This window comes from Duganella sp. S19_KUP01_CR8 (assembly GCF_036688705.1).
Classification (GTDB): domain Bacteria; phylum Pseudomonadota; class Gammaproteobacteria; order Burkholderiales; family Burkholderiaceae_D; genus Rugamonas.
Genome location: NZ_JAQQPR010000001.1, coordinates 240,057 through 260,684, shown reverse-complemented (window position 1 = coordinate 260,684; position 20,628 = coordinate 240,057). Strand labels below are relative to the sequence as shown.

The 20,628-nt window shown below is 64.8% G+C and carries 19 protein-coding genes; 4 read left to right on the top strand and 15 right to left on the bottom strand.

What is annotated here, in order from left to right; genetic code table 11:
- Positions 1–29: 29 nt before the first annotated feature.
- The 3 genes from V6M89_RS01200 to V6M89_RS01190 are packed head-to-tail and all read right to left on the bottom strand — an operon-like array spanning position 30 to position 3,078.
- The gene (locus V6M89_RS01200; RefSeq protein ID WP_332851443.1) at positions 30–1,112 is read right to left on the bottom strand and encodes a LacI family DNA-binding transcriptional regulator; all 1,083 of its coding nucleotides are present in this window, start codon (positions 1,110–1,112) and stop codon (positions 30–32) included.
- Positions 1,113–1,133: 21 nt separating this feature from the next.
- Positions 1,134–2,363, bottom strand: coding sequence for an acyl-CoA dehydrogenase family protein (locus V6M89_RS01195; RefSeq protein WP_332851442.1), 1,230 nt, complete (start codon positions 2,361–2,363; stop codon positions 1,134–1,136).
- A 10-nt stretch (positions 2,364–2,373) separates the two neighbouring features.
- Positions 2,374–3,078 (bottom strand): histidine phosphatase family protein, encoded by a 705-nt coding sequence (locus V6M89_RS01190; protein WP_332851441.1) that lies wholly within the window; start codon positions 3,076–3,078, stop codon positions 2,374–2,376.
- A gap of 92 nt (positions 3,079–3,170) precedes the next feature.
- Between V6M89_RS01190 and V6M89_RS01185 the strand changes: the two genes are divergently transcribed.
- Entirely contained in the window at positions 3,171–4,079 is a 909-nt protein-coding gene (locus V6M89_RS01185) for a LysR family transcriptional regulator (RefSeq protein WP_332851440.1), read from the top strand.
- A gap of 1 nt (position 4,080) precedes the next feature.
- Here V6M89_RS01185 and V6M89_RS01180 read toward each other — a convergent pair whose 3' ends face one another.
- The 5 genes from V6M89_RS01180 to V6M89_RS01160 all read right to left on the bottom strand — a co-directional run bounded on the left by V6M89_RS01180 (position 4,081) and on the right by V6M89_RS01160 (position 8,329).
- Positions 4,081–4,473, bottom strand: a complete 393-nt coding sequence (locus V6M89_RS01180; protein ID WP_332851439.1) for a type II toxin-antitoxin system VapC family toxin — start codon at positions 4,471–4,473, stop codon at positions 4,081–4,083.
- A gap of 8 nt (positions 4,474–4,481) precedes the next feature.
- A complete protein-coding gene (locus V6M89_RS01175; protein ID WP_332851438.1) occupies positions 4,482–4,745 on the bottom strand; it encodes an antitoxin in 264 nt (87 codons plus the stop codon).
- Positions 4,746–4,846: 101 nt separating this feature from the next.
- Positions 4,847–5,452, bottom strand: coding sequence for a PqiC family protein (locus V6M89_RS01170; protein ID WP_332851437.1), 606 nt, complete (start codon positions 5,450–5,452; stop codon positions 4,847–4,849).
- Positions 5,449–7,080 (bottom strand): PqiB family protein, encoded by a 1,632-nt coding sequence (locus tag V6M89_RS01165; protein ID WP_332851436.1) that lies wholly within the window; start codon positions 7,078–7,080, stop codon positions 5,449–5,451. The genes V6M89_RS01170 and V6M89_RS01165 overlap by 4 nt, the downstream gene beginning before the upstream one ends.
- Positions 7,073–8,329 (bottom strand): paraquat-inducible protein A, encoded by a 1,257-nt coding sequence (locus tag V6M89_RS01160; RefSeq protein ID WP_332851435.1) that lies wholly within the window; start codon positions 8,327–8,329, stop codon positions 7,073–7,075. Before V6M89_RS01160 ends, V6M89_RS01165 begins: the two co-directional genes overlap by 8 nt.
- 98 nt (positions 8,330–8,427) lie before the next feature.
- Here V6M89_RS01160 and V6M89_RS01155 point away from each other — a divergent pair, with 98 nt between their 5' ends.
- Positions 8,428–9,153 (top strand): substrate-binding periplasmic protein, encoded by a 726-nt coding sequence (locus V6M89_RS01155; protein ID WP_332851434.1) that lies wholly within the window; start codon positions 8,428–8,430, stop codon positions 9,151–9,153.
- Between the two features lie 14 nt (positions 9,154–9,167).
- Here the strand turns inward: V6M89_RS01155 and V6M89_RS01150 are convergent, their stop codons facing one another.
- From V6M89_RS01150 to V6M89_RS01140, 3 genes are read right to left on the bottom strand one after another with little or no spacing between them, the layout of a single operon-like run.
- Positions 9,168–9,611: a thioesterase family protein gene (locus V6M89_RS01150; RefSeq protein WP_332851433.1), complete on the bottom strand. Its 444-nt coding sequence runs from the start codon at positions 9,609–9,611 to the stop codon at positions 9,168–9,170.
- 1 nt (position 9,612) lies between these two features.
- Positions 9,613–10,845, bottom strand: a complete 1,233-nt coding sequence (locus V6M89_RS01145) for a M20/M25/M40 family metallo-hydrolase (protein ID WP_332851432.1) — start codon at positions 10,843–10,845, stop codon at positions 9,613–9,615.
- A gap of 10 nt (positions 10,846–10,855) precedes the next feature.
- Entirely contained in the window at positions 10,856–12,073 is a 1,218-nt protein-coding gene (locus V6M89_RS01140; protein ID WP_332851431.1) for a urate hydroxylase PuuD, read from the bottom strand.
- 118 nt (positions 12,074–12,191) lie between these two features.
- Between V6M89_RS01140 and V6M89_RS01135 the strand changes: the two genes are divergently transcribed.
- Positions 12,192–13,127 (top strand): LysR substrate-binding domain-containing protein, encoded by a 936-nt coding sequence (locus tag V6M89_RS01135; RefSeq protein ID WP_332851430.1) that lies wholly within the window; start codon positions 12,192–12,194, stop codon positions 13,125–13,127.
- A gap of 66 nt (positions 13,128–13,193) precedes the next feature.
- A complete protein-coding gene (locus V6M89_RS01130) occupies positions 13,194–14,957 on the top strand; it encodes an allantoate amidohydrolase (RefSeq protein ID WP_332851429.1) in 1,764 nt (587 codons plus the stop codon).
- Here the strand turns inward: V6M89_RS01130 and V6M89_RS01125 are convergent.
- The 4 genes from V6M89_RS01125 to V6M89_RS01110 all read right to left on the bottom strand — a co-directional run bounded on the left by V6M89_RS01125 (position 14,948) and on the right by V6M89_RS01110 (position 20,565).
- A complete protein-coding gene (locus V6M89_RS01125; RefSeq protein WP_332851428.1) occupies positions 14,948–15,820 on the bottom strand; it encodes a PEP-CTERM sorting domain-containing protein in 873 nt (290 codons plus the stop codon). The two genes, V6M89_RS01130 and V6M89_RS01125, sit on opposite strands and share 10 nt — an antisense overlap.
- A 154-nt stretch (positions 15,821–15,974) precedes the next feature.
- Entirely contained in the window at positions 15,975–17,195 is a 1,221-nt protein-coding gene (locus V6M89_RS01120; RefSeq protein WP_332851427.1) for a c-type cytochrome, read from the bottom strand.
- Positions 17,192–17,743: a (2Fe-2S)-binding protein gene (locus tag V6M89_RS01115; protein WP_332851426.1), complete on the bottom strand. Its 552-nt coding sequence runs from the start codon at positions 17,741–17,743 to the stop codon at positions 17,192–17,194. Before V6M89_RS01115 ends, V6M89_RS01120 begins: the two co-directional genes overlap by 4 nt.
- Entirely contained in the window at positions 17,740–20,565 is a 2,826-nt protein-coding gene (locus V6M89_RS01110; protein WP_332851425.1) for a xanthine dehydrogenase family protein molybdopterin-binding subunit, read from the bottom strand. Before V6M89_RS01110 ends, V6M89_RS01115 begins: the two co-directional genes overlap by 4 nt.
- Positions 20,566–20,628 lie beyond the last annotated feature (63 nt).

Below are 20,628 nucleotides of genomic sequence, written 5' to 3'. Positions count from 1 at the left end.
AACGGGGGCGAATCGATTTGTAACGGATGTCAGGCGCTGTCGCGCTCGATGATGGAGAAGCCGATGTCGAGGATGCTGTCGCTCACTTCGCGTTCCTGCGAGCGTTCGATGATGAAGCGGGCGGCGGTGCTGCCGATCCGGGCGCCGTCGATGCGCACGGTGGTCAGCGCCGGCTGCAGGTCGCGCGAGAAGCTGAGATCGCCCAGGCCGACCACGGCCAGTTGACCCGGCACGGCGATGCCCCGGGCCTGGGCTTCGGTCAGCACGCCCAGCGCCACCATGTCCGAGCTGCAGAACAGCGCGTCGATGTCGGGATGGCGGGCCAGCAGCTCGCGCAAGCCGCTGCGGCCGAGGCCGACGTTGGTCGGCGCCGGCACCACCCAGCCCGGCACGGCGTCCTCGCCCGGCGCTGCCATGCCGAGGGCGATGGCGGTGTCGGAGAAAGCCTTCATGCGGCGCATCGCGCGCTGGTCGTTGGCGCTCAGCGTGGCGACGCGGCGCTTGCCGCGCGCGTGCAGGTAGCGCGCCACCGCCTCCCCCACCTTTTCGTGGGAAAAGCCGATCAGCATGTCGATCGGGTCGGGCGTCAGGTCCCAGGTTTCCACCACCGGGATGCCGCTGGTGAGCAAGCGCTGGCGGCCCTGCGGCGAACGCATGATACCGGTCAGTATCACGCCGTCGGGACGGCGGCCGATGATGGCCTCCAGCAGTTCATCCTCGCGCGAATCCTCGTAGCCCGACTGGCCCAGCATCAGCTGGTAGCCGGACGCCGCCAGCGACGCGGTCAGCGACTGCACCATCTCCAGGAACACGTTGCCGGAAATGGTCGGGATCACCGCAGCCACCAGCCGGCTCTTGCGCGAGGCCAGGCCGCCGGCCAGCATATTGGGCACGTAGCCGGTCTGCTCGACCGCTACACGCACCCGCAGCAGGATGGCGTCGGACACCGCGTTCGGCGTGTTCAGCGCGCGCGAGGCGGTGATCGGCGCCACGCCCGCCAGCTTGGCGACGTCGCGCAGCGTGGTGCCGCCGTTCTTGCGGCGGGTGCGGCGCGGCGCGGCCGCCGGCGCTACCGCGTTCGAGTCTGTGTTGTGGTCCGGGGCGTCATCCATGCGGCGATTCTAACACCGGCGTCAGTGGCTGCGCGGCGCCTTGTAGCGCGCCAGCTCCATCTTGCCGATCTGGCTGCGGTGCACTTCGTCCGGACCATCGGCCAGGCGCAGCGAACGCGCACCGGCGTAGGCCGAGGCCAGGAAAGGATCGGCCATGCCGCCGCCGCCCTGCACCTGGATCGCCCAGTCGATCACCTTGCAGGCCATCGCCGGCGCCGCCACCTTGATCATGGCGATCTCCTTGGCCGCGACCTTGTTGCCCACCGTGTCCATCATGTAGGCGGCGTTCAGCACCAGCAGGCGCGCCTGGTCGATCATGATGCGCGACTCGGCGATGCGTTCCAGCGTCACGCCCTGCTCCGCCACCGGCTTGCCGAAAGCGACGCGGCTCAAGCTGCGCCTGCACATCTGCTCCAGCGCGCGTTCGGCCAGGCCGATCAAACGCATGCAGTGGTGGATGCGCCCAGGCCCGAGGCGGCCCTGGGCGATTTCAAAACCGCGGCCCTCGCCCAGCAGCAGGTTGGAGGCCGGCACGCGCACGTTGTCGAACACGATTTCGGCGTGGCCGTGCGGCGCGTCGTCGAAGCCGAACACCGGCAGGTGGCGCAGCACGTTCACGCCCGGCGTATCGCGCGGCACCAGTATCATCGACTGCTGCACATGGCGGTTGGGGTTATCGGGATCGCTCTTGCCCATGAAGATGAAGACCTTGCAGCGCGGGTCGTTGCCGCCGGAGGACCACCACTTGCGGCCATTGATCACATACTCGTCGCCGGAGCGCACGATGGAGCTGGCGATGTTGGTGGCGTCGGACGAGGCCACGTCCGGTTCGGTCATGCCGAAGCAGGAACGGATGCGGCCATCGAGCAGCGGATCGAGCCACTCGCGTTGCTGCGCTTCGGTGCCGTAGCGGGTCAGCACTTCCATATTGCCGGTGTCCGGCGCCGAGCAGTTGAACACTTCCGGCGCCCACACGGCGCGGCCCATGATCTCGCACAGCGGCGCGTATTCCAGGTTGGTCAGGCCGGCGCCGTGCTTGGAGTCGGGCAGGAACAAATTCCACAAGCCCGCCGCGCGCGCCTTGAGCTTGAGCTCCTCCATCACCACGGTCGGCACCCAGGCGTCGCCGGCGGCGCGGTTGGCGTCGATCTCGGCGTGGAAGCGCGCTTCGTTCGGATAGATATGCTCGTCCATGAAGGCCGTCAGCTTGGCCTGGAGTTGCTGTACTTTCGGGCTGTAGTCGAAATCCATAATGTGGTCCTTAGCGGTAGGTGACGGCGCCGGGTTGTCCCAGCCATTCCAGGTGCGAGTAGTTGTTCAGGTAACTGAGGGTGAACTGGCCGGGACGCTGCAGCAGCTTGGTGACGGCGCAATTGGCCAGCGTCCAGCTGAGCTCCATCACCTGGTAGTCCTGCAAGCCAAGCAGGTGCTGCATCAGTGTGGCGATCACGCCGCCGGAGGTGAACACGATGGTGGACTGCTTGCTGCTGTCGGTATCGAGCCGCTCCAGCGCGCCCACGCAGCGGCGGCGGAATTCCGGCCAGGTCTCGCTGTAGTCGTCGTCGTGCCAGCCGCTCATCCAGCGCTGCATGGCGGCGCGGAACAGATGCTCCAGCGCGCGCTGCGGCTCCTCGTGCTGCGCCAGCATCTGCTGGAAGGCGGCGGCGTCGTCGACCTCCGGGCAGTGGCGCCGCAGTACTTCGAGGTGGTCGAATTCGGCGAAGCCGGGGTCGGTGATCCACTCGGTGTCGGCCAGCTGCGCCTTGGGCAGCTCGGCCAGGCAGGTGTCGGCGGTCTGGCGATGGCGCGCCATGCCGCCCACCACCACCCGCTGGAACGACTGGCGGCCGTTGGCATACCACTGCCCCAGCAAGCGCGCCTGCTCATAGCCCAGCGTCGACAGCTGGTCGTAATTGGCGCTGCCGAACGAGGCTTGCCCGTGGCGCACCAGATAAATTTGTCCCATTTTCTTCCAGCTCCAGATCAAAACAGACACCAGCTTAACGTCCGGCCTATAATTCATCAAATGAATAGTTTTAATTGAGCCGAATAAATTTCATGCATATATCCAAGGTCGATCTCAACCTGTTCATCGTCTTCGAGGCGATCTACGCGGAAGGCAGCATCACCCGCGCCAGTCTGAAGATGAACCTGACCCAGCCCGCCATCAGCCACGCGCTGAACCGGCTGCGCCAGTTGTTCGACGATCCGCTGTTCGAACGCCAGGGCCACGTGATGGTGCCGACGCCACTGGCCCGCTCCATCATAGACTCGGTGCGGCAATCGCTGCGCGGCTTTGAGGTGACGCTGAACGGCGCCGAGCGTTTCGACGCCGCCACCAGCGAACGCACCTTCTCGCTGGCGCTGCGCGATGTGCTGGAGGCGAGCGTGCTGCCGCCGCTGATGGCGCGCGTGGCCGGCGATGCCCCAACGGTGGGACTGAACACCTTGCAGGTGGGCCGGCGCGAACTGGAAAGCGAACTGGCGGCCGGCACACTGGACGCCGCCATCGACATCCTGCTGCCGCTGTCGAACGACATTCGCCGCACGCTGCTGGCGACCGACCAGACGGTGGTGCTGGTGCGGCGCGATCATCCGCTGGTGCGCGGCGCGCTGGATCTGGACGCCTACCTGAAACTGGAGCACATCCAGACCAGCTCACGCCGGCGCGGGCCGGGGCTGGAGGATTTCGAATTGAGCCGCATGGGATTGCAGCGGCGCGTGCGGCTGCGTTGCCAGCACTACTTCGCCGCCTGCCGCGCGGTCAGCCAGACCGACCTCGCGCTGACGATGCCGGAGCGCCTGGCGCGCGTGGTCAACCAGCAGTTCGGCAACCTGATCCTGCCCTTCCCTTTGACGATGCCGTCGCTGGACATCTACCTCTACTGGCACAACAACATCGACACCGACCCCGCCAGCATATGGCTGCGCGAGCAGGTCAAGCAGGCGATGCAGACGGCTGACTAGCTCATTTGCTCCAGTCTTCCAGGATCACTCCTGAAGGATAAAAACTGAAGGCGGCGTCACTGGTAACGAGCGTGGCCCCGATTGCCTTCGCATGGGCCGCGATCAACATATCCATCGGCGCCAGCGTAACGCCCGCAGCTTCACGAAGCACACGCAAATTCGCATATGACAACACCACATCACTGGTCCAAGGCAGTACCCTTACCAGTCCTAGAAACTTATCAACCCGCGTCTTCAAGCCAACGCCGCCTCCACGCTTGGCGACGCCATATTGCAGTTCGGCCTCGGTCATTACTGAAACGGTCAGACTATTACGTGGAAAGCTCCGCAAACGTTGAGTTACCAATGGATGATCGTCCCGGATAGCATAACTAGCGATGTTGGTATCCAGCATATAGATACTCATACATCCATACCCGCAAACGGATCGCGCTCCTGCGCACCTTGCTGACGATCTGCTGCATTCATAAAGTCCGCAGGCACAACTTTCGACGCATCTTCCGCAAAGAACTCAGCCCAAGACAGCGGTGGCTTGCTCGATAAAATAACATCGCCGGACGCTGAATCCCGATGGACATAAACTTCGCCTCCCTCAAACTGACAGCCACGCGGCAACCTGAGCACCTGAAGACCACCAACCATCGATAATTGAACTTTCTCACACATATCGGCCTCCCGTTTTCGTTGCGGCATCCACTCAATATATGCCGTCGCAGGAAGAGATCAAGCTACCAGTGCCCAGCTCTTTGATCAGGATTAAAGCAGATTCAGCAGCCGGCGTTGGCGCCGGAGGCCAGTGTGCGAACGGCTTTTGAGATATCGGCGGCGATGCGGGTGACGGCGCGGCGGTGGCCGGCCACCAGCGCGTCGTAGCCGCCGCCGACCGTTTCGTTGGCGACGCTGCGGCAAGTCAGCACCTTGCTGCTGCCGACCAAGCGCACGCTCCACACCGCATCGATCAGAGCGTACTGTCCAGGTGCGGATTCAAACCGCTGCACATTGGTGCTGATGCGGTAGACCGGCGCGCCATCCGCCGTCGGCGTGCGGAACACATCCACCGTTCCCAGCTCGCCGGTGATCGCCAGCGACAGCGCCTGGCCCAGCTCCGACGCCGGCATCGCCGACCAACGCTCGTGCTCCAGCAGGTCGATGCGGCCCGCCTCCGTGCTGACCACCAGCTGATAGCGCGCCACCTGCTGCGGCACCGTCACCGCCGGCAGCTCGATGTAGTAGCCCGGCGGTTTGGCGGCGGGCGCAGGCACGCCCATGCCGTTACTCAGGCTGTAGAAATGCTCCGGCGGCGCGGCGGCGCAGCCGGCCAGCAGCATGGCCACCATGGCCAGCGCGGTTGGCGCAGTTTTATGCGGCATCATTTAGGTTCTCCCTTGGTGTCCTGCTTGTTCGTCTTCCCGCGCAGCAGCGACTCCGGATGACGCTCCAGATAATCCGACAACGCATTCAGCGATTGCAGCGTTTGCGTCAGCTGCTGCAAGGCCTCGCGCAGGTCGGACTGCACCGGCGAGTCCTTTTGCAGCAGCTGGTTGGCCTCGCCGAAGGTCTTGCGGGCGGCGCCCAGCGTGTCCTTCATCTCCGGCACCACCTGGGCGTCGATCTGCTTGAACAGCACATTGGCGCTCTTCAGCGTGTCGCGCAGGTTGTTGCCGATCTCGCCGAACGGCACCTGATCCAGCTTGCGCGCGATGCTGGCGATCTGGGTTTGCAGCTCGTCCAGGCTGTTCGGCACCGTCGGCACCTCCAGCGGATACTGCGCCACATCCAGATTAACCTTGGGCGCGTTCGGGAAGAAGTCCAGCGCCACATACAACTGGCCGGTCAACAGGTTCCCGGTGCGCAGCTGGCCGCGCAGGCCGCGCGCCACCATGCGCTCCAGCACCACCGGGCCGGCGTTGCGATCCTGGTCGCTGGAGACGGTCTGCTGGAAGCTGCGGCCCAGGCGCGCCGGGTACATGTCCACCGTTACCGGCATGCGGAAGTTCTTCTTCACCGGATCGAACTCCACGCCGACCGAGCGCACCTCGCCCAGCACGATGCCGCGGAAGTCCACAGGCGCCCCCGGCGACAGGCCGCGCAGCGACTGGTCGAAGTACAGCACCGTGGTAATCGGCACGCCGTCCGGTTCGCGCAAGGCGTTGGCCTGGTCGGAGGCCAGCGGGAAATCGGTGCCGGGCGCCGCCTGCTGGTCCGGCTTCTGGCCATTCATGGTCTCGAACGCGATGCCGCCCACCAGCAACGCCGCCAGCGACTGCGTGTTGACCTTGAAGCCGTTCGAATCGAGCCGCACATCGACGCCGCTGGCATGCCACCAGCGTGTGTTCTTGCCGACGTACTGGTCATACGGGGCGCTGACGAACACCGTCATTTTCACGCCGCGCCCTTTTTCGTCGAGGTCGAAACCGATCACCTGCCCGACCTGAATACGACGGTAGAAGATCGGCGAGCCGACGTCGATGGAGCCGAGGCTCTCGCCGTGCAGCGAGAATTTGCTGCCCTTGTCGTCGCCGGCCACCTGCGGCGGCTTTTCCAAGCCGGTGAACTCCTCCTTGACCTCCTCCGACTTGCCGGCATCAACACCGATATAGGCGCCCGACAGCAAGGTACTCAGGCCGGAAACGCCGCTCGCGCCCACACGCGGCCGCACCACCCAGAACCGGGTATCGGCGGCGGTGAAGCGCTTGGCCTCCTTGCTCATGTCGATCTGGACCAGCACCTTGGACAAATCGCGCGACAGCGTAATCGTGCGCACCAGGCCGATATCCACGTCCTTGTATTTGACCTTGGTCTTGCCCGGCTCCAGGCCGTCGGCGCTGCGGAAGCTCACCGTCACCGTCGGCCCCTGGTCCATCACCGACTTGACCACCAGCGCCAGGCCGATCAAGGCGGCCAGCAGGGGGATCAGCCAAACCAGCGAAGGCAGCCAGCGATTGGCCTTTTCCACTCTCGGCTCGGGCAGCGGCGGCGCACCGCTTTCATTTTCAGGCATGGTTCTCTCCATTTGAATCGATTGGGTCCCAGATCAGGCGCGGGTCGAACTGCATCGACGCCAGCATCGTCAGCACCACCACCGCGCAAAACGCCAGCGCGCCGGGACCGGCGGTGATCACGGCCAGCGACTGGAAGCGCACCAGCGCCACCGTCAGCGTAATCACGAAAATATCGAGCATCGACCAGCGGCCGACAAACTCCACGATCCGGTACAGCATCGTGCGCTGCAAGGGCCGCCAGCGCGAGCGCCGCTGCGTCGTCAGCGCCAGCAGCGACAACGCCGCCAGCTTCAGCACCGGCACCACGATGCTGGCGATAAAAATGATCGCCGCCAGCGCCGGCGAGCCGCTGGTCCAGAAGTAGACCACGCCGCTGATGATGGTGTCGTCCTCCTTGCCGAACAGCGAGTGCGTGTACATCACCGGCAGCAGGTTGGCGGGGATGTAGAGGATGGTGGCCGCCAGCAGGAAGGCCCAGGTGCGGCCGACGCTGTCGGGACGGCGCCGGTGCAGCACGGCCCCGCAACGCGCGCAATGCTGGTGCGCGGCCGGCCGGTCCTGCGCCACCAGGCCGCAGCTGTGGCAAGCGGCCAGCCGGGTATGCGGCGTGTAGCGGAACTCCGCCTGCGCCGGACGGCGCGGCCCCGGCAGGTGCTCGCCGATATTCCACAGCATCTGCGGATCGAAAGAGGTGACGATGGCCAGCATCAGCGTCAACGCGCCAAACGCGAACAGGCCCGGTTGCACCACCACCTGCGCCAGGCTGGTCATCTTGACGATGGTGATCAGGATGCCGATCATCAGCACCTCGGTCATGCCCCAGCGCCGCGCGGCGCCAACGGCGCGCAGCAGGTGATCGAAGCCGGGCGGCCGCAGGCCGGCGCGCAGCGCCAGCGTTACGTACAGCAGCGCGCCCAGTTCCACGGCCGGCAACAGCGCCGTGAACAGGAACACGATCACCGCCACCAGCTGCATCTGCTCCGTCCACAGCACGCGTATCGCGCCGAGCAAGGTGGCGCTGGACGAGTAGCCGCCCACTTCCAGTTCAACGATGGGACAAAATTGGGCGATCAGGAAGGTGAAGATGGCGCACAAGGTGATGGCCGCCATGCGGTTGACGTCCGAATGGATGCCGCGATAGAGGATGGAACGGCAGCGCACGCAGCGCGCTTTCTCGCGCGGCAGCACCGGGCGCCGCTTGTGCAGTACGCCGCAATCGTGACAGCTGATCAAATCGTATCGATGCACTGGCTGGCCGTTTGTTCAATAATGGGCCTATGATACGACAATCGATCTGATAATCCGCTAAAATCGCGGCCTCAAATTCATCGGCAATGAAGGTAACCATGTTCCGCAGCCAGTTCAACATCCTGATCGCCGCAACGCTGGCCGTTGCAGGCTGCGCGCACGCGCAAGCAGGGAAGGAACTGGTATTCGGCACCACGCATGACGAGAACTCGCCGCTGTTCCTGTACGCCGGCGCCTACCTTGAGCAACTGTGCGCCGAGAGCAGGCAGCGCTGCACGTTGCAAAGCCTGCCGGGACGGCGCTCCGAAGCGATGCTCGCCGCCGGCAGCATCGTCGGCGAGGTAGGCCGCGTCAAAGGCTATATCCAGAAGCATCCGGACTATGTGCGCCTCGACGAACCCTTCATCGTCTCGCGCACGCGCATCTTCACCCGCACCGACAAGGACATCACCAGCTGGGAATCGCTGGCGAAGAAGGTCAAGACGGTCAGCTACAAACGCGGCATCTACCTGTACCAGCAAAGGTTGGAGGCGCTGCAGCCGGCGATCCAGCCGCATGACGTGCAAAGCGAATCGGCCTGCCTGCAAATGGTGCTGGCGGCGCGCGACGACGCCTGCGTATTCGACGACGGCGGCCTCAACGCCGAGGCCAGGCCGCTGCTGGCACAGGGCCATAGCAGCGCTTCGCTCGAGGACCTGCCGTTGTACATCTATCTTGGGAAGGACAACACGGCGCTGGCGCCATCGCTGTCCGATGCCGCCAGGCGCCTGGCGGCGCGCGGCGTTCCGGGGCAGCTGCACCGCAAGTTCTACGAGGCCAAATAGTCTCGAGGCGGCGCTTATTTGATGCTGGTGTTCAGTTCCTGGAAGTCGGCGGTCTTGCCCAGCGACTGCCAGGTGGCCAGCAGATTGGCAGGTGGCGCAATCAGCTTGCGGGCCGCCAGGTCAAGCCAGCCGCCGGTGCTGGTCACGCGCGCGGCCAGCTTGCCGTCGGCGCGGATGATGTCGGTGCTGAGCGACCAGCGGCTGCCATCTTCGGACAGGCCGGCCACGCCCAGCGTGACGGTGATCTCTTCCAGCAGCATCACTTCCTTGAAGTAGGCGATTTCGTCCTTCATCACCACCGGGCCGATTTTCAGGCGCATGAATTCACTCATCGGGAAGCCGTTCTCCGACAGGAACAGCATGCGCACATCGCCCGCCTTGTCCAGGAACGCCGTATTGCGCATATGGCTGTTGAAGTCCATATCGCCCCAGCCGGCCATCATCTTCTTTTCAAACATCTTACTCTCCAAGGAAATCCAATAGCGTGCATGCTACCACCTTGGTCGCCTTGCGCAGGTCTTCCAGCAGCAGGCGCTCGTCCGCCTTCTTGGCGTTGGACTCGGGCACGGAGCGCGGGCCGGCGCCGTACAGCACCGCCGGGATGCCCTGTTCGCCGTACAGGCGGGCGTCCGCATACAGCGGCGTGCCTTGCGCGGGGATCTTCTCGCCGATGAAGGTTTGTGCGTTCTGCTGCAGGCTGGCCACCAGCTTCTCGGTGCCGGGCTGCTCGCGCAGCGCGTGCGACAACAGCAGGCGCTTGATCTCGATGCGGATGCCGGGCTGGCCTTCCACCGCTTTCTCGATCAGCGCGCGCACCTGCGCTTCCACCGCTACCGGATCTTCTTCCGGGATCATGCGGCGGTCCATTTTCAGCACGACCTTACCCGGCACCACGTTGGTATTGGTGCCGCCGTCGATGCGGCCCACCAGCATGGTCGGCGAATCGATGCCCGGGATTTTCGATTTAACCTTCTTCAGTTCCGGCAACTGGTCGTAGATCGCGTTCAGGATACGGGTGGCCGCTTGCAGCGCATCGTGGCCGGTCTCCGGCATCGCGCCATGACCGGACTTGCCGTGCACCGTGATCTCCAGTTGCAGGCAGGCGTTGTGCGCCGTGACGATGTTGTAGCTGAAGCCCGCGGCGATGACGAAGTCCGGCTTGGTCAGCTTCTGCTCCAGCAGCCAGCCTGGCCCCAGCAGGCCGCCGAATTCCTCGTCGTACGTGAAGTGCAGTTCCAGTCCGCCTTTCAACGGCACGCCCAGCGCCTCCAGCGCGCGCGTGGCGAAGATGTAGGTGGCGAAGTCGCATTTGGAGACGGCTGCGGCGCGGCCGTAGATGTAGCCGTTCTCCACCACGCCGCCATACGGCGGATAGGTCCAGTTGTCGCCCGGCGGCACCACGTCGCCGTGGGCGTTGAGCGCCACGGTCGGTCCGCCGGCCTGGTACGGGCGGCGCACGATCAGGTTGGTGATGGTCTCCATGCCGTAGTCCTGCACCACTTGCGCCGGCACCGCGTGCTTCTCGGCGCTCCAGCCGTAGGCCTTGACCAGATCGGCCACCATGTCGGCATGCGGCGCGTTGTTGCCGGGCGGGGTATCGGTCGGCACGCGCAGCAGCTGCTGCAATACGCCGACTTCTTCATCGAAGTGCGCGTCGATCCATTGAGCCAGTTGTTCTTTGTTCGTCGTCATCGCTGTTCTCTCACTTGGCGCCGGACTCGAACCAGGTCGCGATCTGCGCCCGTTCGGCATCGGTCATATTGGTCAGGTTCGCAAGCGGCATGGCTTTCAGCTGGACCGATTGCTTGTAGATTTTTTCCGCGTTCTGGTGCACCTGCTCGGCGCTGTCGAGCATGACACCGGCCGGCGCCGTCGCAAAGCCGGCTTGCGACGGATGGGCCGAGTGGCAGGCCACGCAACGCTGGTCGATGACGGCTTTCACCTTGCCGAATTGCGCCGCAGGATCGGCCGCCGCAGCCACCGCCACGGGACGCGGCGGCGCGATCGCCACCGCCACGCCAACCAGCAGCGCCACGCCGACGGCCGGATAGCGCCACTCCACGCGGCCCTTGTGGCGCAGGTTGAAGAAGTGGCGGATGAAGACGCCGGCCGCCATGATGAAGGCCAGCACCAGCCACGCATGGTCGTTCCGGTAAGTCATCGCATAGTGGTTGCTGATCATGATGAACAGCACCGGCAGCGTGAAGTAGTTATTGTGGACGCTGCGCTGCTTGGCCTTCTGGCCGTGGATCGGGTCCGGCAGGCGGCCGGCCGACATGGCCTCCACCATCTTGCGCTGGCCGGGAATAATCAGCATCAGCACATTGCCGACCATGATGGTGCCGATCAGCGCACCGACGTGGATGTAGGCGGCGCGGCCGCTCAGCACATGCGTGAGGCCATACGCGGCGCCGACGATCAGCGCGAACACCACCACGCCGAACCACAGGTCGCGCTGTCCCAGCGGCGAGCGGCACAGCAGGTCGTACACGGTCCAGCCGACGACCAGCGTGCCGATGCCGATGCCGATCGCCTGCCAGCTGCCGATATCGGCCACCGATTTATCGATCATCATCGCCTGGGCGTTGAAGTAGTAGGCGATGGTCAGCAGCGCGATGCCGGACAGCCAGGTGGAATAAGCCTCCCATTTAAACCAGTGCAGGTCCTTGGGCAGTTCGGCCGGCGCCACCAGGTATTTTTGCGGGTTGTAGAAACCCCCGCCGTGCACCGCCCACAGCTCTCCGGACACGCCCTTCTTCGCCAGCTCCGAACCGGGAGCCGGCGGGCGGATCGAATTATCCAGCCAGACGAAGTAGAACGAAGCGCCGATCCAGGCGATGCCGGTGATGATGTGCAGCCAGCGCACGATCAGGTTTAGCCACTCAAGGCCGTACGGGATCAGATAGGCGTATAAATCCATGGGAGCTTTCCGGGTAAAGAGTGTGGCTAATTTACAGAAGATAAACGGAATTGACGCCGACCACATGAACATTAGAGTATATTAAACATATCCGATTCCGTATAACAGAAATACTCCCATGGCCGCCCTGCCGCAACACCTGGATCTGCACCTGATCCGCATACTCTACCTGCTGCTGGTTGAGAAGAACGTCTCACGCGTCGCCCTCAAACTGAATCAGCCGCAGCCCTCGATCTCCGCCTCGCTGCGCAAGCTGCGCGAGCTGACGGGCGACCCATTGCTGGTGCGCGGCGCGCGCGGCATGGTGCCGACCCAGCACGGCGAAAGCCTGCTGATCCCGGCCAAGCGCATCCTCGACGAGACCGAGAACCTGTTCCTGAAAAAGTCGCCCTTCGTGCCGCAGGAAGAAGCGCGCACCTTCCACATCGCCGCACCGGACTACCTGGACAGCCAGTTCCTGCCCAACCTGGTGGCGCTGCTGCGCCGCGGGTCGCCCAACAGCCGCGTGAAGATCCACGGCCTGGGCCCCGGCGTGGACTACGTGCGCCTGCTGTCGGATGGCGACATGGACCTGGTCATCGCCAACTGGGACGAACCGCCCGAGCACCTGCACATGTCCAAGCTGTTCGAAGACCCGATCATCGCCGTGATGCGCTCCGACTGCCCGTATGCGCTGCGCACCGGCAGCGAGGACATGACGATCAACGACTACCTGTCCCTGCCCCACGTGGCGCCGACGCAGATCCTGCCCGGCTACCACGGCGTCATCGACGACTTCCTGGAGCGCCAAGGCATGCAACGCAACGTCGCGGTGGAATCGGCCTACTTCGGCCTGATCCCCTACATGCTGACGCAGACGGACCTGGTGCTGACCACCGGCCGCCAGTTCGTGCGCTACTACGAGCGCAACATGCCGCTGAAGACCTTCACGGTGCCGGTCAAGTTCCCGCCGATGCGCTTCTACCAGCTGTGGCACGAGCGCGTGCACCAGGCGCCGGAACACAAGTGGCTGCGCGAGCAGGTCGCCACGGCGGCCAAGGCGCTCGGCAAATAGTAAACCTTATAAACCGTAGCGGATACCGCATATAACTGCACGGCTCAGTTGCGATTACACTAGGCTATGACCACACTATCCGACTTAAACAGCTGCGACGCCGCCACCTTCACCGACCGCCTGCGCGGCATCTACGAGCACTCGCCGTGGATACCGGAACGGGCGGCGGCCCAGCGGCCTTTCGCCAACGCCACCGCGCTCAAGCTGGCCTTGCAGGCGGTGGTCAGCGCCGCCACGCTGGACGAGCAACTGGGCCTGATCCGCGCCCACCCCGAACTGGCGGGCAAGGCAGCTGTATCCGGCCAGCTGACGGCAGAATCCACCAACGAGCAAGCCAAGTCCGGCCTGCACCTGTGCAGCGCCGAGGAATTCGCCACGCTGCACCAGCTGAACGCGGACTACAACGACAAATTCGGCTTCCCCTTCATCCTCGCCGTCAAAGGTCCGGACGGACAGGGGCTGACGCGCCGCGTCATCATCGCCACCTTCACGCGCCGCCTGAAGAACCAGCGCGCCGACGAAATCGCCGAGTGCCTGCGCCAGATTAAGCGCATCGCCGAGCTGCGCCTGAACGACCTGCTGGGCGTGACGCTGGACTTCGGCCCGACCATCATGCAGTGGTGCGAAACCATCGCCGCATGGAGCGACACCGACAACAGCACCAGCGCGGACTTCGACCTGACCTGCGCCTACATGACGCCAGCGCACCGCAAGACCGCCGCGCAGCTGGTGGACTGGATGCGCGAAGCCGGCATGGACACGCACATCGACGCCGTCGGCAACGTGGTCGGCGTCTACCGCTCGGATGCGCCGGACGCGAAAACGCTGATGACCGGTTCGCACTACGACACCGTGCGCAACGGCGGAAAGTACGACGGCCGCCTCGGCATCCTGCTGCCGATCGCCATCGTGCGCCACCTGCACCAGCGCGGCGAGAAGCTGCCCTTCCATTTCGAGATCGTCGGTTTCGCCGAAGAGGAAGGCGTGCGCTTCAAGAGCACTTTCCTGGGCAGTAACGCGGTGACCGGCCACTTCGACCTGTCGCTGCTGGACCAGACCGACGCCGACGGCGCCACCATGCGCGAGGCGCTGCTGGCGGCCGGCCACGACGTGGCGCGCATTCCCGCCATCGTGCGCGATCCGGCGCAGCTGCTCGGCTTCGTGGAAGTCCATATCGAACAAGGCCCGGTGCTGCTGGAGCGCGACCTGGCGCTGGGCGTGGTGACGGCCATCGCCGGCAGCTCGCGCTACCTGGTCGAGCTGACCGGCCTGGCCAGCCACGCCGGCACCACGCCGATGACGATGCGCAAGGACGCGGCAGCGGCGGCGGCGGAAATCGTGCTGCTGGTGGAGCAGCGCTGCGCGCAGGGTGAGTCGCTGGTCGGCACGGTCGGCCAGTTGCAGGTGCCCGGCGGTTCGGTCAACGTGATCCCCGGCGCGTGCAAGCTGTCGCTGGATATCCGCGCCGCCGACGATGCGGTGCGGCTGGCCGCGGTGAAGGATGTGTTGGATGGCATCGCGGCGATCTGCGCGCGGCGCCAGGTGGAAGTGGGCATGCAGCAGATCGTGAATGCTTCGGCCGCGCCGTGTGCGCCGCGTCTGATGCAGCAATTCGGCGCCGCCATCGAACGCGCCGGCCTGCAGCGTTTCGACCTCCTTTCCGGCGCCGGTCACGACGCGATGGCGATGGCCGCGATCACCGACGTGGCCATGCTATTCACCCGCTGCGGCAACGGCGGCATCAGCCACAATCCGCTGGAGACGATGACGGCGGACGATGCCGACATCGCCGCCCATGTCCTGCTGGATTTCCTGCGCAGCTACGCCTGAGGAGCGACCGCCGGCGCGCGCCGGCGGCGCGTCAACGCAAACGGCAGCACGCCCGCCAGCAGTAGCACGACGCTGCCTGGCTCCGGCACCGCCGTGGCGCCCACCAGCGAGAACGAAGCATTGAAAGCGCCGGCGCCGACGATGTCCGTGCCGATACGCAGCCAGTCCGGCGCCAGCGGCTCGTTGCGTATCCAGCTTTGCAGGTCAGGCACGAATGGGCCTGTGCCGCCGGCGATGGGCTTCGCGGCGGACAGCCAGTAGAACTCCCCTCCCGACACCTCCACCTGCGGCACAAAAAAGTAGTGATCGGCCGGCAGATCGAACGGCGTGCCGAAGTTGACGGTGATGGTCACCTCGGTGCCGCTGATCGGGCCTTCGCCGCCGGTAGTCTGTCCAGGTAACGGGTTGATGCCATTGAGGACGCTGTTGGCGGCGCTGAAGGCGCCCAGCGTAGTGATCGAGAAAGTCAAGCTACCACCGCTATCGCGGCTGTCGAACGCCGCGTCGGACGGCGAATTGATACGCGTCGGCACGCGGCCCGACGGCGGATTGGTGGAGTCCTTGGGGAACACGCGATAGATCTCCGCCACCACCTGGCCGATGTTGGCCGCCGTGGCGCCGCCGGTCAGCAGGCCCGTGAAGCTAGCGCTGGTGATGCTGGTGTGCGAGCCGAGGATGAAATCGTCCGCCGTTTCGATTTCGACCTTGCCGGCGCTGCCGGGCCGCGTGGCCGTGCCGATCAGGCCATCGGGGCCGCCGGTGCTGAAGAAGAACGGCGCGGCCGATGCCGGCAGCGCCGCCGCCATCGTGGCAAGCACTGCGCCAAGCATGCAGCCGCGCCGGATTCTGGAATGGATGTTCATGTCGCGTCTCCCTGGTCAACCGCCGGCGGAAATGCCGGCCGTTGAGACGCGATGCAGGAAGTATGCCCCGACAGGTGTAGCCAATGAAGTCAATGACTTGGACCAGCGGATGCCGCCGCGACGGCGCCGGCTGTCAAGAAAGCCGACAGCGATATCAAGGCGTCCGCAGCTCTTTCACCTGGGCCTCGCTGACCTTGCCCGCCTGCCCGCCCCAGCTGACGCGCAGGAAATTGATCAAGCCGGCGATTTCCTTGTCGCTCAACTTGGTCGCGAAGCCCGGCATCGCCTGCATGCTTTCCTTCTTGCCAAAGCGCTGCGCCTCGATGCCGTCCAGCGTGACGGCGATCAGGTTGTGCGGATCGGCGCTGCGCACCGTGGTGTTGCCCTTCATCGCCACCGCCACATGCGGCTTGCCGCCGCCATCGACGCCATGACAACCGGCGCAGACGGCGACGTAGGTACGGCGGCCCGCATCGATCGCCGCATCGCCGGTGGCCGCAGCGGGCTTCAGCGGCTGCGGCGGCAAGGGTTTGTCACCCAGCAGATAAGTGGTCATTGCCCACATGTCGCCCGGCGTCAGATGCTGGGTGCTCAGGTGGACCACGGCGAACATCTCGCCATACGCCGAGCCTTGCGGCGCCACGCCGGTGCCCAGGAACGATGCCAGGTCGGTCGCCGTCCATCCCGATGCCGACAACCCGGCCGGCGAGATGTCCGGCGCTGCGATGCGCGCCAACGCGCTGCCGCCCAAAGGCTTTGCTCCATCCATCTGCCCCAGCGAGCCGCGCGGCGTATGGCATTCCGCGCAGTGGCCCATCGTGTTGACCAGGTAGCGGCCGCGCAGATACGCCGGCGACTGGCCGGCCGAAGCATCGGGCAGCGTGTCCTTCAAAAACAGCATGTTCCAGAAGCGCATGCCGAAGCGCATGTTGTACGGGAACTTGAGATCGGCGGCCTTGCTGGCCACCGCCGCCGGCTTGATCTGCATGAGATACGCGAACATGGCGTCGCTGTCGGCGCGGCTCGTCGAGCGGTAGGAGGTGTAGGGCATGGCAGGATACAGATGCCGGTCCGGCGCCACGCCGTCGCGCAAGGCCGCGTAGAACTCCTCGGCGGTCCACTTGCCGATGCCGTGCTCCTTGTCCGGCGTGATGTTGGTGCCGTAAAAAGTGCCGAAGTCGGATTTCAATTCCACGCCGCCGGCAAACGGCGCGCCGGTCGCAGACGTGTGGCAGGCGGCGCAATCGGCCGCCTTGACCAGATAGCGTCCGCGCGCGACGGCATCGCTGGCTGCCGGAGCAGCTGCCTGGGCACCGCCGGCCAATACGGCCAGCAACGCTGCGGAGGCGCATAGAGCGAAATGGCGGCTCATCATTTACCCTCCTTAACCAGCCCGGGTGTATTCAACACGACGTCCTTGACCGCTTCGAAATAACGCACATAGCCGGTACAGCGGCAGATGTGGGCGTTCAGGCTTTCCGTGATCGTCTCGTCGATCTGGTCGCGGCTGACCGGCGTGCGTTTCAAGCGCTCCAGCAGCACCGTGGCCGCGTTCACGAAACCCGGCGTACAGTAACCGCACTGGAAGCTGAAATGCTCGAGGAATTTTTGCTGCACCGGCGACAGCGCCACCACCTCGCCCTTGTCGTTCAACTTGGCGTGTCCCTCCACTGTGCGCACTTTTTTACCGTCGAAGAAATGCGCGCCGGTGATGCAGGAGCGGACCTCCTCGCTGGTGCCGTCGGCTTTATCCAGGATCACCACGCAGGCATGGCAAACGCCCTGTCCGCAGCCCAGGCGGGAGCCGGTGAGGTCCAGGTACTCATGCAGGAAGTCGATCATCATCAACCCTTCCGGCGCCGGCAGCGGGCCGACCGTCTTGCCGTTGACGGTCAGCGTGATTGGTTTGGTCGCGATGCTCATGCCAGCACCTCCTGGATATGTTCCGGCGTGACCGGCAAGTCGGTGAAGCGATGGCCGATGGCGTGGGCGATGCCGTTGACGATGGCGCCGACCACGGGAATCATCACTACTTCCGCAATGCCCTTGGGCGTATCGGTCTCCGTCAACGGCGGCAGGATATCCGCCGTCTGCTTCCATACCGCGACATCGCTGGCGCGCGGCAGCTGGTAGCGGTTGAAGTTCCAGGTGCCGTTGCCCGGGCCATCCTCGTACAGCGGCAGGGATTCGTACAACGCATGGCCTATGCCCATCGCCAGCCCGCCCTGCAACTGGCTCGACACCAACTGCGGCGACAGCATGCTGCCGCACTCCATGATGGAATGATGGCTGAGCACTTCGACCTTGCCGCTGGCCTCATGCACCGACAACTCGACCAGCGTGCCGACCGCGCTGTAGTAGGTGACAGTGGCGTTATTGCGCTGCACCGGCGGGATGAACACGCGCTTGCGGTTCAGCACATGGTAGCCGCCGGTGGAGCCCATGCTGGCTTTCTTGCCTTTGTCCGCGCCGTCGCCGTAGCGCAGCGACAGGCCGTCTATCGGCAGGCGCACGCCGGCGCCGTTGACGTCGAACTCCGCCTCGGTCCACTGCCAGCGGTTGAACACGTGCACCGTGGCGCCGGTCACCAATCCCAACTCGTGCGCCTTGCTCGCCAACTGCTCGTACGACAGCGCCTGCAAGCCGCCGGCCGACAGCTTGCCGTCGACCCAGCGCGCATCCTCCACCCGTATCACCAGCGACGCCGCCTGGCCGCCGGCATAGCCTTCGCTCCAGATAGCCATCGCGGCGGGCCACAGGCCGTGCATGAAGACCACCCGCGCCGCCTCGCGCGTGCTGTGCGTGAAGTAGTAGGCCGAGTTGGTGGCGCTGGCGGGAGAGCAGTAGGTCGGCGACCAGCGCGGATTGGCCGACAGCTTGTCCTGATCGGCCTGGCTCATGATGTAGGGATCGCCGCTGCTGACCACCGGCAGGTCGTCCCATTCGGTGACGGCGGTATGCACCACGCCGGCCGGCTTGCCCAGCCATTTGGCGCAAGCCACCGCCTGCGAGGTCGACATGCCGGTGCCGATCTCGGTGCCGCTATGCGACAGCTCGATCGCACCGTCGGCGTTGATCTGCACCTTGGCGAATGAGCTCTCGGCGCCGGTGCCGAAGTCCTTCTGCACGCAGGCGAACCCCACGCCGTAACGATGGCCGGGATGCGCCGCTTCAAACGAGCGCTTGGCGCCGGCGCGGCCGGTCCACAGCGGATGGACCTTGGCTTTTTGCAGCACCTCGTCGACCCGCACCGCACCGGCCGGTATCGCGCCCTGCGTGTTCTTCATCCCTGACCGCAACGCGTTTTTCAGCCTGAAATCGATCGCATCGAGTCCCAGTTTTTCCGCGAATTCATCGATCATCATTTCGGTCGCGGCCATGCTCTGCAAGGTGCCGTAGCCGCGTGCCGAGCCGGCATCGACGGCGCGCGAAGCGATGGCGACGGCGGCGAAATCGTTCTTCGGAAAATAGTAAATCGACTGCGCTGCCGTCGCCGACACCATCGCCACCGATGGCGAGAAGTTACAACGCCCGCCGCCGTTGGCTTCAAAATATCCCTGGAACGACTGCAGCATCGCGCTCTTGCGGTCGACCGCGATGCGGTACTTCATCTTGAACGCATGGCGCTTGATCGACGACTGGAACTGCTCGTAGCGATCGTTGGCCAGCCGCACAGGAACGCCGTTCGCGTAGAGCGCCGTCATCAGGCCATAGAACGGAAAATTGTAGTGGTCCTTGGAGCCGTAGCCCACCGTGTAGCACGGATGCAGGAACAGCTTCTTGAGCGGGAATTTGCTCTTCTTGAGCATTTCTATCGTGCTGTCGATGACCTCTTGCGGCGACTGCGTCGGCACCACCATGTGCAGCGTTTGCGCGGCGGCGTCGTACCAGCAGTTGGCGTTGTCCGGCTCCATCGCTGCCGTGTCCACCGACTGCGTGTTGTAGTCGCGTTCCAGCACCAGCCAGTCTGCCGGCGGGCGATCCAGTTCCTCCTTGATCTGGTTGGCGTAATACATGCCCTGCTCGCCCAGCTTGCCGTGTTCTATGCCGTCCGGCCAGACCGGCTGCTGCTTGCGCATCGCGCTGGGGAACACCGGCGCATTTTTCAGACTGGAGAAAACGTCCATGTCGGCCGAGGTGGCGCCGCCCACCCGCACAAAGCGGAAGGTGCCCCAAGGGTCGCGCTCCATCGGCGGCGCGGCGGCGCCGTAGCGCACCACGCCCTCCTTGAACTGCAGCGCATCCTTGGCCGCGCGGAAGCGGGCGAAGTCGTTGAAGATCAGGACCGCCACCGCATGTCCCAGATAGGCAGGCTGCTTCCCGACCGGAAGCAGCATGTCTGTGCCATAGAAACCGGGGAAGGCGACGCCGTCGCGCACCAGGTCTTCCGCCGTCACGACGCGGTCCGGTTTCAGGTCCGCCCCCAGCAGCGACAAGTCAATGCCGTCAAACAGCGCGTCGGTGCGGGTGGTGCGCAGCATCAGGGCATGGGCTTGTTGCTGCGGCCAGTGCGGCATGTCGCGCGAGCGGATGTCGCGGGCAAAGACTTTGGCGCCGGTTACCTTGGACAGGCCGTCGATACGGAATTTGGCCAGTCCGGCCTTGCCGTCCCAGGCGACCGGCGTGAGGATTTTTTCCTCGAACAGGGCGGCGAGTGCCTTGCCGCCCAAGGGCGCGATATAGACCGAAACGCCAGCAACCACACTGGCCTTCAAGAACCCGCGGCGTGAAATGTCCCCATTCATCTTGTAACCTCCAGTGAGTCAGGTCAAGCGTTTCTTCTTTTTCGAGTAACCTAGTTGACCAGA

Excerpts from the sequence above, each read along its gene's own strand:
- V6M89_RS01200 (WP_332851443.1), bottom strand. The coding sequence starts at position 1,112 with ATGGATGACGCCCCGGACCACAACACAGACTCGAACGCGGTAGCGCCG.
- V6M89_RS01195 (WP_332851442.1), bottom strand. The coding sequence starts at position 2,363 with ATGGATTTCGACTACAGCCCGAAAGTACAGCAACTCCAGGCCAAGCTG.
- V6M89_RS01190 (WP_332851441.1), bottom strand. The coding sequence starts at position 3,078 with ATGGGACAAATTTATCTGGTGCGCCACGGGCAAGCCTCGTTCGGCAGC.
- V6M89_RS01185 (WP_332851440.1), top strand. The coding sequence starts at position 3,171 with ATGCATATATCCAAGGTCGATCTCAACCTGTTCATCGTCTTCGAGGCG.
- V6M89_RS01180 (WP_332851439.1), bottom strand. The coding sequence starts at position 4,473 with ATGCTGGATACCAACATCGCTAGTTATGCTATCCGGGACGATCATCCA.
- V6M89_RS01175 (WP_332851438.1), bottom strand. The coding sequence starts at position 4,745 with ATGTGTGAGAAAGTTCAATTATCGATGGTTGGTGGTCTTCAGGTGCTC.
- V6M89_RS01170 (WP_332851437.1), bottom strand. The coding sequence starts at position 5,452 with ATGATGCCGCATAAAACTGCGCCAACCGCGCTGGCCATGGTGGCCATG.
- V6M89_RS01165 (WP_332851436.1), bottom strand. The coding sequence starts at position 7,080 with ATGCCTGAAAATGAAAGCGGTGCGCCGCCGCTGCCCGAGCCGAGAGTG.
- V6M89_RS01155 (WP_332851434.1), top strand. The coding sequence starts at position 8,428 with ATGTTCCGCAGCCAGTTCAACATCCTGATCGCCGCAACGCTGGCCGTT.
- V6M89_RS01150 (WP_332851433.1), bottom strand. The coding sequence starts at position 9,611 with ATGTTTGAAAAGAAGATGATGGCCGGCTGGGGCGATATGGACTTCAAC.
- V6M89_RS01145 (WP_332851432.1), bottom strand. The coding sequence starts at position 10,845 with ATGACGACGAACAAAGAACAACTGGCTCAATGGATCGACGCGCACTTC.
- V6M89_RS01140 (WP_332851431.1), bottom strand. The coding sequence starts at position 12,073 with ATGGATTTATACGCCTATCTGATCCCGTACGGCCTTGAGTGGCTAAAC.
- V6M89_RS01135 (WP_332851430.1), top strand. The coding sequence starts at position 12,192 with ATGGCCGCCCTGCCGCAACACCTGGATCTGCACCTGATCCGCATACTC.
- V6M89_RS01130 (WP_332851429.1), top strand. The coding sequence starts at position 13,194 with ATGACCACACTATCCGACTTAAACAGCTGCGACGCCGCCACCTTCACC.
- V6M89_RS01125 (WP_332851428.1), bottom strand. The coding sequence starts at position 15,820 with ATGAACATCCATTCCAGAATCCGGCGCGGCTGCATGCTTGGCGCAGTG.
- V6M89_RS01120 (WP_332851427.1), bottom strand. The coding sequence starts at position 17,195 with ATGATGAGCCGCCATTTCGCTCTATGCGCCTCCGCAGCGTTGCTGGCC.
- V6M89_RS01115 (WP_332851426.1), bottom strand. The coding sequence starts at position 17,743 with ATGAGCATCGCGACCAAACCAATCACGCTGACCGTCAACGGCAAGACG.
- V6M89_RS01110 (WP_332851425.1), bottom strand. The coding sequence starts at position 20,565 with ATGAATGGGGACATTTCACGCCGCGGGTTCTTGAAGGCCAGTGTGGTT.